The 13,010-nt window shown below is 39.8% G+C and carries 8 protein-coding genes and 1 pseudogene; 3 read left to right on the top strand and 6 right to left on the bottom strand.

The features are described from left to right. Positions 1-80: 80 nt before the first annotated feature. The 6 genes and pseudogenes from rsxG to HRT55_RS17720 all read right to left on the bottom strand — a co-directional run. Positions 81-770 (bottom strand): annotated as a pseudogene (rsxG, locus tag HRT55_RS17745) (electron transport complex subunit RsxG); the annotation flags it as partial. Then, a complete protein-coding gene (gene rsxD, locus HRT55_RS17740) occupies positions 770-1,831 on the bottom strand; it encodes an electron transport complex subunit RsxD (RefSeq protein ID WP_291623349.1) in 1,062 nt (353 codons plus the stop codon). The gene rsxD and the pseudogene rsxG, both read right to left, overlap by 1 nt. Positions 1,832-1,902: 71 nt before the next feature. After that, positions 1,903-4,290 carry an electron transport complex subunit RsxC gene (gene rsxC / locus HRT55_RS17735; RefSeq protein ID WP_291623347.1) on the bottom strand — a complete coding sequence of 796 codons (2,388 nt, stop codon included), beginning with the start codon at positions 4,288-4,290 and terminating at the stop codon, positions 1,903-1,905. Positions 4,291-4,296: 6 nt separating this feature from the next. Continuing rightward, on the bottom strand, positions 4,297-4,866 hold the full coding sequence (gene rsxB / locus HRT55_RS17730; RefSeq protein ID WP_291623345.1) for an electron transport complex subunit RsxB: 570 nt from the start codon (positions 4,864-4,866) through the stop codon (positions 4,297-4,299). A gap of 1 nt (position 4,867) precedes the next feature. Next, positions 4,868-5,449, bottom strand: a complete 582-nt coding sequence (gene rsxA / locus HRT55_RS17725) for an electron transport complex subunit RsxA (protein WP_291616225.1) — start codon at positions 5,447-5,449, stop codon at positions 4,868-4,870. A gap of 200 nt (positions 5,450-5,649) precedes the next feature. Beyond that, on the bottom strand, positions 5,650-7,554 hold the full coding sequence (locus HRT55_RS17720; protein ID WP_291623343.1) for an EAL domain-containing protein: 1,905 nt from the start codon (positions 7,552-7,554) through the stop codon (positions 5,650-5,652). A 555-nt stretch (positions 7,555-8,109) separates the two neighbouring features. On the opposite strand from HRT55_RS17720, the gene rimP reads away from it, so the two are divergent. Genes rimP through infB form a run of 3 tightly spaced genes read left to right on the top strand, consistent with a single transcriptional unit; the run spans position 8,110 to position 12,798 of the window. Further along, a complete protein-coding gene (rimP, locus tag HRT55_RS17715) occupies positions 8,110-8,565 on the top strand; it encodes a ribosome maturation factor RimP (protein WP_291623341.1) in 456 nt (151 codons plus the stop codon). A gap of 48 nt (positions 8,566-8,613) precedes the next feature. Continuing rightward, complete coding sequence (gene nusA, locus HRT55_RS17710) at positions 8,614-10,110, top strand: transcription termination factor NusA (RefSeq protein WP_291623340.1); 1,497 nt, start codon at positions 8,614-8,616, stop codon at positions 10,108-10,110. Between the two features lie 21 nt (positions 10,111-10,131). After that, positions 10,132-12,798, top strand: coding sequence for a translation initiation factor IF-2 (infB, locus tag HRT55_RS17705; protein ID WP_291623338.1), 2,667 nt, complete (start codon positions 10,132-10,134; stop codon positions 12,796-12,798). Positions 12,799-13,010 lie beyond the last annotated feature (212 nt).

The following is a 13,010-nucleotide window of genomic DNA, read 5'->3' as shown; positions in this document are numbered from 1 at the left end:
TCCGATTTTTGGTTCGAACTAGCTGTCGTTGGCGGCGTATCTGTAACTGTCGAGGTAATAAGTACTTCGCCACAAGCGTTGGGGCGAGTTAATAAACTGGTCTTATTCTTGGTAAAGTAATTGAGAGTTTTCTTTACACCTTCAACGACGGCACGTGGGGTAATAGTTGCCCCGGTAAATTGATCAAACATGCCATTATCTTTACTTACCGCCCAACGGCTATCATCTTCTGAAAGTAATTTCTTACCAGTAAAACTGGTGACCCAGTCACTTTTTCTGAGTTCAATTTTATCACCTAAACCCGGGGTTTCTTGGTGTTTTAGTACACGAACACCACTGACACTGCCGTCATTATTGATAGCCATAATAAAATCTATGTTGCCATTGTAGCCTTTTGGCGCGGTACTGGTCATGGCAACGGCTATGACTTTTCCGGATTTTCTAGCGATATAGGCAGTATGGACTTCATTTACGCCCAGCTCAGGGGCACTCATCATAATACAGTCATTGGCGATATCATTGTCATAACGACTTGGCTCAATAATACTATGTAAGGTTCTTAATAAATGTTGCTGTTCTTGTTTTTTTATCCGATCTTTAGTGAGTTCATTGACTAAACCGACAGCGACAGTACAAGCGATGGCAAACAGCGCCAATATTTTCGTATTTTTAGAAACTGCAATGCTTAATGCTGATTTGTCGGTTTTGTCATTGTCTTTAGCTTTATTATGCGCAGAATTTTCTTGTGTGGAGTCAGGTTTATCAGACATTATTTATCTCCCTTAATATGGCCATAAGTACGAGGGCGAGTGTATTGATCTATTAAAGGTGCAGACATATTACAAAGCAAAATAGCAAAAGCAATGCCATCAGGATAGCCACCGGCAGTGCGAATTAAATACACTAATAAACCCGCAAGTAAACCAACGACAATACGACCTTTAGTGCTGGTAGCGCCGGTAACCGGGTCTGTTAAAATAAAAAATGCCCCTAACATGGTCGCACCAGAAAACCAGTGGAACATAGTTGAAGCACTACTGTCTGGGCTAATGCTGTAACCGATAAAAGAGCAGATAAATAAACTGATTAAAAAGCTGACGGGTGTTTGCCAAGCGATGGCTTTTTTAAAGATAAGAAAAATCCCACCTAATAAAAAACCGGCATTTATCCATTCCCAACCTAAAGCAAAGTTGTCACCAAAAACGGGACTTTCAATACTTTCCAGTACGGTTAAACCCAAACCGGTATTTGTTTTAAGAGTATCAAGGGGCGTAGCCATAGTGATACCGTCAATTGTGGTCCGTATTTGCTCAACCGAATAACCCTCAAGGGTAAAGCCGGTTAAAATGGTAGTAAGGGTATTGGTGAAATTTAAATCAACCGCCACTAAACTTAACGGCGGCTGCCATAGAGTCATTTGTAAAGGAAAAGATACTAATAACATCACATAACCTGCCATGGCGGGGTTAAATGGATTATGACCTAGTCCACCATAAAGCTGCTTAACAATAACAATGGCAAACATTGTACCAATAACTGATATCCACCAAGGAGCTAATGCCGGTAAACATATACCGAGCAATAACGCGGTCAAAAAGGCACTACCATCAAATAATTCATGTGATATAGGTTTTTTACGCAGTGACAATACGGTGAATTCACAGACTAGGGCTGTTGCCATAGCTAAGGCAATATGAATTAAATTTCCCCAACCAAAAAAGTACCATTGCGCCAAAACGCCGGGCAGAGCGGCGTAAATAACCAAACGCATTAAATTAGGTGTTTTCGTTTGGTTATGGTTATGTGGTGAACTTGCTATCCAAAATGCCATTATTTATGTCGACTCGTCGGGTTGTTTAGCTGATCGTTTTTATTCGAGTTTGTTTTGTTATGATTCATATATTACACGCTATCTTGGTCATTATTTTTTACGGTGCTGGCAAGCTTGTCTGCTTCTTTACGTTTCTTCTTCGCTTTAGCTCTAGAAATGGCGGCAGCAATTTTTGCTTTTTTATCTGCCGCGGCATTCGTTTTTGTCTCGCTTGGACTTTCAGCCGAAGTATCTTGTAGCAATTGAGCCGACTCTGTATCCACTTTAGCTGAACTGGTTAAATCTGTTGAATCAGCGGGCTCGCTCGCTATAACAGGACTACTAGCTTCAATTGGATCTGCTTGACTTTTGTCAGCGATAATTTCATCAGTGCTAATTTTCTTAGCGTTAATACCATCGGTCTTATCAGCGACAGCATCTTCAGTTTTTAATTGAGCTTGTTGAGCTGATTTTTTTGCCAGCGCTTTACTTTTCGCTTTGGCAATTGCTGCGGTAATTTTAGCCTTTTTATCAGTTAAAATTACCGCTTGTTCAGCCTTTACTTCTTCGCTTAACGTATCTGTATTGACTGCTTCAGTAGCATCAGTTGATTTACTCAGTTTCTTTGCCTTAGCTTTAGTAATAGCGGCGGCTATTTTTGCTTTTTTATCATCACTAGTCGATTGCGGAGCCGTATTCTGCTTTTCTGCTACCGATTTTTCAATCAGGTCCTTATTAGCCTTGGGGCTAGCCGCTGCTTGTTTGAGTTGTCTCTTGGCTTTGGCTCTAGCAATAGCTGCAGCTACTTGATATTTTTGGTCATCTACTGCATCAGCCGTATCGGTTGGCAGTTCATTACTTTTTTGTCCGTCATTTTTAACATCGGTAGCGCTAGCTTGGCTTTGACTTTTTGCTGCTTTCTTGGCTTTTACCCGTGCTAGTGCAGCAGCGACCGCAGATTTTGCGCCTGTCGCTTCAGGGCTGGTTTTATTCATAGCCGCTTTACGTGCTGCTGCCGCTTTTTTATGTTTTTCTTGGCGGGCAATTTTTTCTTTTTCTAAGCGTAATTTACGCGCTTCGAAGCGAACTTTGGCTTTTTCTGCTTTTAAATCTAATTGTTGCTGTTGACGTATCTCGGCTTTAGCAATACGGTAGTAATGCACCAGAGGGATCTGGCTCGGACAAACATAAGCACAAGCGCCACAATCAATACAATCACTTAAATTCAGTTTTTCTAACTGTGAATAATCTTTAGCTTTGGCGCTCCACTGCAGTTCTTGCGGTAATAATTGACTAGGGCAAACATCACTACATTGACCACAACGAATACACTCAACTTCGTTACTTTCTTTTTCAAAGGCACTGGGCATTTCTTTTTTACTGGGCACTAAAATACAGTTACTGGTTTTAACAATAGGTACTAGCTCACTGTTGGCACTAAAGCCCATCATAGGACCGCCCATGATCACAGGCTGTTTTTCATTTTCAATCTCTTGCACACCACATTGCTCAAGCAAGAATTCGATTGGCGTACCGAGTAATGCCCAAACATTTTGAGGTTTTGCTAAGGCTTGTCCTGTGACTGTAACAACACGTCGAATAAGCGGCGTGTCATGTCTTACCGCTTCATTAATAGCAAAACAAGTGGCCACGTTTTGCATAACGATGCCAGCATGGATGGGTAACCGACCTGATGCGACTTCTTGACCGGTTAAAATTTGAATCAGTTGTTTTTCGCCACCAGTAGGGTACTTAGTAGGAACTACACAAACTTTTATTTTTTCAATGTCAACGGTTGCTTGTTGTAGCGCTTTAATAGCCTTGGGTTTGTTATCTTCGATGGCAATAAGAATAAACGCTGGGGATAACAATTTATCGAGAATTTTTATGCCATCGACAATAGCGTTACTTTGCTCCATCATTAACAAGTCATCAGCAGTGATATAGGGCTCACATTCGGCGCCATTGATGATTAAAAAGTTAATGTCAGGTTTAGTATTCGCTTTGATATGGGTTGGAAACCCTGCGCCGCCCATGCCAGCAATACCGGCATCGGCAATTTTTTCAATTATTTCACTGTTAGATAATTGCTCTAAATCGGCACATACTGCTCTTTTTCGCCAGGTATCTTCACCATCAACATCAAGAAATATACATAATTGACTTAAGCCTGAAGGATGAGCAATTACCGACATTTTTATAGCACTAATAGTGCCACTGGTCGGTGCATGAATGGGTACCACCATAGGGTTGCTACTTAACGTTAACGCTTGGCCTTTTAATACCTGATCGCCAATTTTTACCAGCAAATCACCTTCACGGCCAATATGTTGCTGTAATGGAATGATTAACTGTTTCGGTAAAGCAAGTTGCTTGATAGGTTTACTTGCCGTTAGCGTTTTTTGCTCAGGAGGATGAATACCGCCATGAAAATCCCAAAAATGCCCACGAGTGATACGCGCTATAACTGATTCCACCATATTCTCCTAATCCAGTTGTTTCACTGGAATACTGGTTAAATCCCATTGCCAATTATTAATAGTATCTGGCAATTCACGCATTTCAATACAATCTACTGGGCAGGGAGCAACACATAAGTCGCAGCCCGTACATTCATCTATGATAATGGTATGCATTTGTTTTGCTGCGCCAATAATGGCATCAACAGGGCAGGCTTGAATACACTTGGTACAGCCAATACAGTCTTCTTCAATAACAAAGGCAACCTTAGGTCTATTACTTTTTGGTGCATCACCATGGACATGACTTTCATCAAGGGGCAGAACTTCAACCCCCATTAAGTCCGCAATTTTCTTAATGGTGTCTTCACCGCCAGGGGCACATTTGTTGATGGCTTCGCCATCGGCAACAGCTTGTGCATAGGGTTTACAGCCGGGATAGCCACATTGACCACATTGAGTTTGTGGCAACAGGGCATCGAGTTGCTCAACAATTGGATCGGCATCGACTTTAAAGCGAACGGAGGCATAACCCAGGAGTGCTCCAAATACGGCAGCAATGCTACCCAGCACAAGAATGGCAAGGAGAATGTTCATGCTAAATTTTCACCAAACCAGTAAAACCTAGGAAAGCTAATGACATTAAGCCAGCAGTAATCATGGCAATAGCCGTACCTTTAAACGGCCCTGGCACATCAGCATTGGCTAACTTTTCACGCATGGCAGAAAACATCACTAACACTAAAGAAAAGCCTACTGCAGCACCAAAGCCATAAATAATGGACTCGAAGAAGCTGTGCTGTAATCTTAAATTCAGTAAAGCAACACCCAGTACCGCACAATTTGTTGTGATCAGCGGTAAGAAAATACCGAGCAAGCGGTAGAGGCTAGCACTGGTTTTATGCACAACCATCTCAGTAAATTGCACCACGACTGCAATCACCAAAATAAAACTCATGGTTGTCAGGTATTCAAGGTCAAGGGGGACAAGCAGGTAGGTGGTCACTAAATAACTTAGCAGTGAAGCCAAAGTCATAACAAAAACAGTGGCGAACGACATGCCAATAGCTGTTTCAGTACGTGAAGAAACCCCCATAAAAGGGCATAGGCCAAGGAATTGTACTAAAACAAAGTTATTTACAAGTACAGTGCCAACGAGAAGTAACAGGTAATCAGTCATTTACTTTAAAGGTCATTAGGTTATTTATTATAATAATACCGCTATTATCCGTGTTTTTATCCTATATAACAACACATCAGCAGTAGGGGTATTACCCTTTATGCATTTTTCTTTGCGATGTAATAACAATTTGTCTATCTATAAAAAAGCCGAATGCTAGTGACACATTCGGCTTTAAACTCGGTAGTGCTTGTAAATCATTATAGTTGAGTTGGCTTGCCAACGTAATAACCCTGACAGCCGTCAATAAATAATTTTTCTAAAGTATGCTTTTCTTCTTGGCTCTCAACACTTTCTGCGAGGACATTAATGCCAAGTCTATGGGCTAAATCAACCATCAAACGTAAGAAATATTGGTTGTTTTTATCATCATCGATGTCTCGGGTATAAGAGCTATCCATTTTAATAAAGTCAGGGGTTAAATCTCTGAAAAACTTAAAGGAAGTTAAGCCAACACCAAATCGCTCAACGGTAACTCTTGAACCAACGCGATGTAACATGTCTACTAAGCGCTTAGCCGTCTTTATATTTTGTTGTAATCCTAACTCAGATATTTCAAATACTAACCTAGGCGCAGCGCCCGGTTCACGTAGTAACTTACGTTCAAGCCAAATCATAAAATGTTCATCATTTATGCTTCGAGCACTAATATTAATGCCATAGCTACTATCGAGCATATTTTTGCTGGTTATCTCTTTAATTGCTGTTTCGATAATCAGCCGGTCAACTTGGATTATTTTATCAAGCTTTTCTGCCATGGCGATAAAAGTAGCTGTTGGTAGCATGTCACCGTTAGCATTTAGAAAACGCGCTAATATTTCACCATAAACACGGTTGTTACGACCACTTGGCTGAATGGGTTGAATTAACAAGTTAATACGACCACCATCTAAAACGCTATCAATTTCTTGTCGCCAATTTTGACTACCAAAATTAGCGCTGTTATCAGTTAAAATATTGATATCAGTTTGTGAATACCATGAGTTTGATTTTTGTGTCTGAGCAACACTGACACCGGTGTCAGCTAGGGCTAATAATTCACCTAAAGGCTTGGACTTATCAAAGTACACTAAACCGGTGAATGCGACCGAATCTAACTCATTAAGTTGCTGGTAATCATTAAACTTAATGTTTAATTCGCGAGCGTAATCTTCCGCCACTTTTAACTTTTCGTTAATTAATATGGTAGCGAAGTCGGAACTATTTAAACGAAAAAGTTTACCAGTAGGTAGTGTAGTTAAAGCATTTTTGATTATGTCAGCAACTTTAATTATGTAGTTGTCACCTGAGTTATAGCCATGCACTTGATTAATTGTCTGCAGCTCAGAGCAACGGGTAATAAGCAAAACACCAAATTTAACCGGACTTTCTTGTACTATTTGTTTTTCATAAAATTGTACAAAACGGTTACGATTCTCAATGCCGGTTAAACTATCAACGTGTGCTTCCATTTCTAAACTGGTGGTATTCTTGAATTGCTCGGTCATCATAGCTCTGATTTCAGCAATACCTTCTTGTAATGCAGGGATCTCCAATAACTGCTCATTGCTCTGTTCACTAGTGATAAAGTCAGAGTCATTAATTTGCGCTAACTCGTTGCTTATTTGCTTACTAATGATACTAAAAATAACCGACTGTAATTTATAATTAAGCTGTGCTGATATCAAAACAAAAATTGTGGCTAAGGCTATAAGGCCGATAAATAATTGGGTAATTAAATTAATGATTTCAGTGAATGCGAGCTTATATTGAACTTGCAAATTAAGTTTACCGGCGGAGACGGTTTTTCGTTTTGCTAAGACATATTCGTGTGGTGGAATGTGACTGCTCTGAAAATTAAATAAGGTAATGGAATTATTTTTGATAATTAAGGTTTGATAATCAGTGCTGGCAGTTAGTATAGCAGCGAACTTAGTGGCAACTTCTTCAATAGACTCAGCATCGCTAACGAACTGTTGACTAATCGTTTGTATGGTTTGTTGGTGCTCTTGGGTTTTATTAGCTATATAAGCGGTTAATAAAAAAAATGCGATAGCGCCACTTGCTATAATAAATGTTAATGCGAATATTGCATTTTTGATGACTAACTTAGAAAACTTATACATGATGAAATTAAATACTCCGTTTAAATCCTATCAAGAGGGAAAGAGGTACTTCATATACCAATGCAAAATATTTGCATGAAATAACAGCTATATTATAGTGGTAATACTAACATATTGTAAAATATATATTAATTTTAGCTTATGTTTATCATGACGAATACAAACTGATATAGCAAAAGAATATACTTTTCTAATCGATAATGCTTAATGCCCCTTGCGCTTGTTAGCGCACCATTATATAATTTGTCACAATAGAACTTAGTAAGATGTCACTGGATAAACTCACCGATTGTTGTGTTGTTTATATTCTTATTAATATTATTGATAGCTTGGCTATTAATAACCAGATAAAGCAGCGTTTCTTGTTTTATCTAGGGGGAAAACAGTGAAATAAGCCCCTGAATTGGGGTTTTTTTGTTTTTTAACGCGTGTGAAACATGCGATAAAAAATGAAATCAGCAAGATTTCGCTGGGCTATATGCCCTTTTTTTATATCTAAATTTTTATAATATCACTGATGTATTTGCGTCGGGGTAGCATAACAGGAGAAAACGCTTGGCTAAATTTGAGCACAAATTAACTGATTTAATAAGGCCTGCTGTTGAAGAAACGGGCAAAACTTTACTGGGTATTGAATTTATCAGTGCGGGTAATAACTCGGTTTTACGCTTGTTTATTGACCATGAGAATGGCATTAATGTCGATGATTGTGCAGAAGTGAGTCGCCAAGTTGGTGCACTATTAGATGTAGAAGACCCAATTAGTAGTGAATATAATTTAGAAGTTTCATCACCAGGTGTTGATCGTCCTTTATTTGAAATGGCGCACTTTCAAGAAGTTATTGGTGAAATTGTCAACGTAAAATTATCGATGCCTTTAAATGGTCGTCGAAAATTTAAAGGCCCATTAGTGGCGATAGAAAATGACAAATTAATTGTAGAAGTTGATAGCATCGATTACGAACTTGTTATCAGTAACGTCGACAAAGCGAACCTTGTCGCAAAGTTGTAAACGTTAAAAAAATTAAAAATAGTTAACATAAATTAAAGGCTAAGTAGCATGAGTAAGGAAATATTACTGGTTGTTGATGCGGTTTCTAATGAAAAAGCATTACCACGAGAAAGCATTTTTGAAGCAATGGAAACTGCTTTAGAAACAGCTACCAAGAAAAAATACGAAGGTGACATTGAAGTACGTGTTTGTATCGACCGTGTCAGTGGCGAATTTGAAACTTTTCGTCGTTGGTTAATCATTGATGATAAGGGCGAGTTGTTAGAAAACCCTTATGGTGAAATTACACTGGCAGCGGCACAATACGATGAACCTGAATTAAATGCGGGTGATTATGTTGAAGAGCAAATTAAGTCAGTAACATTTGACCGTGTAACCACACAAACAGCTAAACAAGTGATTGTTCAAAAAATCAGAGAAGCTGAACGTGCTTTGATCACTGAAGCTTACCAAGATCAGTTAGGCGAAATTGTTACCGGTGTTGTTAAAAAATCCAGTCGTGATAGCGTCATTATTGATCTAGGTAATAATGCTGAAGCAGTAATCTACCGTGATGATATGTTACCACGCGAAACGTTCCGTCCAGGCGACCGAGTACGTGGTTTATTATATGAAATCAAACCAGAAGCACGTGGCGCACAGTTATTTGTTAGTCGTACCAAGCCTGAAATGTTAATTGAACTTTTCCGCGTTGAAGTGCCAGAAATTGGCGAAGAAATGCTAGAAATTAAAGGGGCCGCTCGCGATCCTGGTTCTCGCGCTAAAATTGCAGTTAAAAGCAATGATAAGCGTATTGACCCTGTTGGTGCTTGTGTTGGTATGCGTGGTTCACGTGTTCAAGCGGTATCGGGTGAGTTAGGCGGTGAACGTGTTGATATCGTTTTATATGATGACAACCCTGCCCAATACGTTATTAATGCTATGTCCCCTGCTGAAGTTGCGTCAATAATTGTTGATGAAGACAAAGGCACCATGGATATTGCTGTAGAAGAAGGCAATTTAGCTATGGCGATTGGCCGTAGTGGTCAAAACATCCGTTTGGCGAGTCAGTTAACTGGCTGGGAATTAAACGTAATGACTGTTGCTGACATGAAAGAAAAGCATCAGGCAGAAAACGATAAAGTATTAAACTTATTTATTGATAAGTTAGATCTTGACGAAGATTTCGCTACATTACTTGCTGAAGAAGGCTTCACTTCATTAGAAGAGATTGCTTATGTACCAGCGGCTGAAATGTTAGAGATTGAAGGCTTAACTGAAGAAATCGTTGAGCAGCTTAGAGAACGTGCTAAAGAAGCGTTAACTACTCAAGCACTAGCGAGTGAAGAGACTTTAGAAGGTGCAGAGCCTGCACAAGATTTACTTGACCTTGAAGGGTTAGAACGTCATTTAGCTTTTGTTTTAGCAAGCCGCGGTGTTCGCACACTCGAAGACTTAGCTGAACAAGGTATAGATGAAATTAGCGATATTGAAGAATTAACTGAAACCAAAGCGGGCGAGCTAATCATGGCTGCACGTAACATTTGTTGGTTTAACGAAGAATAATAACACCGGAGAATATTATAGATGGCAGATATAACTGTAGCAGAACTTGCCAAAGAAATCGGAACACCGGTGGATCGCTTAGTAAGTCAGTTAGCTGACTCAGGCGTGAAAAAATCGGCTACCGATGCTATTTCGCAAGAAGAAAAAGAAGGCTTGTTAGGTTACCTTAAAAAGCAACATGGTGATGATTCGGCAGCAAACCCGAGCAAGCTTACCTTAAACCGTAAAACTAAATCTACTTTGACCATGGGACATGGCTCTAAAGCTAAGTCGGTAAATGTTGAAGTACGTAAAAAACGCACTTATGTAAAACGTAGTGAGTTAGAAGATCAAAAACTAGCTGAAGAAGCTGCTAAAGCAGAAGCAGAAGCAGCAGTGTTAGCAGAAGCTAAGGCTAAATCTGATGCTGAAGCTGCAGCGAAAGAAGCTGACAACGCTAAAGCTGTAGCCGTAGTAAAAGCTGAAGTTGCCGCAGAAAAAAAAGCAGAAGCAAAAGTTGAAGCTGCAGCTAAAGCAAAACAAACTGCTGTTGAAAAAGCTAAAAATGTTGATAACGCACCTGTAAAAGTTGCTGAAACAGAAGAAGCAAAAAAACTACGTTTAGCACAAGAAAAAGAAGTTGCGGACAAAGTTGAAGCAGAAGCGAAAGAAGCCAGTGAAGCAGCTAAGAAATTAGCGGAAGAAAATGAAGGTCGCTGGAAAGAGCAAGAAGCTGAGCGTAAAGCGAAAGAAAAAGAAGTGGTTCATGTTACTTCTTCTAAATACGCACAAGAAGCTGAAGATAAAGTTGATGCTGCCGATGAAACTGCCGGTCGACGTCGTAAGAAGAAAAAACCAGCTGACCGTAATGCCCGTGGTCGTAATGCCCGTGGTCGTAAGCAATTATCGGCACCACAAAGTTTACAACATGGCTTTACTAAGCCTGTTGAAACTAAACTACAAGACATTCGCATTGGTGAAACAATTTCTGTTGCAGAACTTGCTAATAAAATGTCGAAAAAAGGCGCAGAAGTAGTTAAAGCTATGTTTAAAATGGGCGCCATGGCAACCATTAACCAAGTAATCGACCAAGAAACTGCGGCATTAGTGTCAGAAGAAATGGGCTTTAACGTAGTACTTGTTAAAGAAAATGCTTTAGAAGAAGCTGTATTAGCAGATCGTGATAATTCAGGTGAAGCGACAACTCGTGCGCCTGTAGTAACTATCATGGGTCATGTAGATCATGGTAAAACATCACTACTTGATCACATTCGTCAAGCAAAAGTAGCTGACGGTGAAGCCGGTGGTATTACTCAGCATATTGGTGCTTATCACGTAGAAACTGGTCATGGCATGATCACTTTCTTAGATACTCCAGGCCATGCTGCGTTTACAGCTATGCGTTCTCGTGGTGCTAAGGCGACTGATATTGTTGTTATCGTTGTTGCTGCTGATGATGGTGTTATGCCGCAAACAATTGAAGCAATTCAGCATGCTAAAGCATCAGATGCGCCAATTATTATTGCTGTTAACAAAATGGATAAAGAGTCAGCTGATCCAGATCGTGTTAAGAGTGAATTATCACAGCACGATGTACTTTCAGAAGAGTGGGGCGGTGAAGTTCAATTCTGTCACGTATCAGCCAAAACTGGTTTAGGTATTGATGAATTACTTGATGCAATTTTATTGCAATCAGAAGTATTAGAGCTTACTGCGGTAGTAGATACTATGGCAAGTGGTGTTGTGATTGAATCTAAACTAGATAAAGGTCGTGGTCCAGTAGCAACAGTGCTAATTCAAGAAGGTACTATCAAGCAAGGCGATATCGTATTGTGTGGTTTAGAATACGGTCGTGTTCGTGCCATGCGTGATGAAAACGGTAAAACAATCCAGTCAGCTGGACCATCAATTCCGGTAGAAATCATCGGTCTTAGTGGTGTACCAATTTCAGGTGATGAAGCAACTGTTGTTAAAGATGAGAAAAAAGCGCGTGAAGTTGCTTTATTCCGTCAAGGTAAATTCCGTGATGTTAAGCTTGCTCGTCAACAAAAAGCTAAACTTGAAAACATGTTTGCTAGCATGGCATCGGGTGAAATCTCAGAAGTTAACGTGGTATTGAAGTCTGATGTTCAAGGTTCACTTGAAGCGATTAGCGATTCATTATTGAAACTTTCTACCGATGAAGTAAAAGTTAAAATTATTGGCTCAGGTGTTGGTGCTATCACTGAAACTGATGCATCACTTGCTGCAGCGTCGAACGCCATAGTAATTGGTTTTAACGTACGTGCTGATGTTTCTGCTCGTAAAGTGATTGAGTCTGAAAATATTGACTTACGTTACTACAGTGTTATTTACGCACTAATCGATGAAGTTAAACAAGCCATGAGTGGTATGTTAGCGCCAGAATTCAAGCAAGTTATTATTGGTCTTGCTCAAGTTCGTGACGTATTCAAATCACCTAAGATTGGCTCTATTGCCGGTTGTATGGTAACTGAAGGTATTATCAAACGTTCAGCGCCAATTCGTGTATTACGTGAAAACGTAGTTATTTACGAAGGTGAACTTGAATCTTTACGCCGCTTTAAAGACGACGTACAAGAAGTTCGTAACGGTACTGAGTGTGGTATCGGTGTTAAGAACTACAATGATGTTCGTGTCGGCGACCAAATCGAAGTATTCGAAACGATTGAAGTTGAACGTACATTATAACTACCGACTCATTGCTAGTAGGGTCAACTATTGCGTTAGAAGTACTCATTGACATGTGTCAACTCCGTGCTTCTGCCTCATATTTGCACCAACTAGCATCGAACAGATAGTTAAATACTTTTTAAAAAGGGGCTTCTGCCCCTTTTGTGTTGATAATTTATAATTAATTAGCTAACTAATTAATAAACCAAGAAAGCTGCGAATTGTTAGTA

The sequence above is a fragment of the Colwellia sp. genome, assembly GCF_013214175.1.
Lineage (GTDB): Bacteria > Pseudomonadota > Gammaproteobacteria > Enterobacterales > Alteromonadaceae > Colwellia.
The sequence above is the reverse complement of the archived record's forward strand: the minus strand, read 5'-3'. Positions and strand labels throughout refer to the sequence as shown.

Excerpts from the sequence above, each read along its gene's own strand:
- rsxD (WP_291623349.1), bottom strand. The coding sequence starts at position 1,831 with ATGGCATTTTGGATAGCAAGTTCACCACATAACCATAACCAAACGAAA.
- rsxC (WP_291623347.1), bottom strand. The coding sequence starts at position 4,290 with ATGGTGGAATCAGTTATAGCGCGTATCACTCGTGGGCATTTTTGGGAT.
- rsxB (WP_291623345.1), bottom strand. The coding sequence starts at position 4,866 with ATGAACATTCTCCTTGCCATTCTTGTGCTGGGTAGCATTGCTGCCGTA.
- rsxA (WP_291616225.1), bottom strand. The coding sequence starts at position 5,449 with ATGACTGATTACCTGTTACTTCTCGTTGGCACTGTACTTGTAAATAAC.
- HRT55_RS17720 (WP_291623343.1), bottom strand. The coding sequence starts at position 7,554 with ATGTATAAGTTTTCTAAGTTAGTCATCAAAAATGCAATATTCGCATTA.
- nusA (WP_291623340.1), top strand. The coding sequence starts at position 8,614 with ATGAGTAAGGAAATATTACTGGTTGTTGATGCGGTTTCTAATGAAAAA.
- infB (WP_291623338.1), top strand. The coding sequence starts at position 10,132 with ATGGCAGATATAACTGTAGCAGAACTTGCCAAAGAAATCGGAACACCG.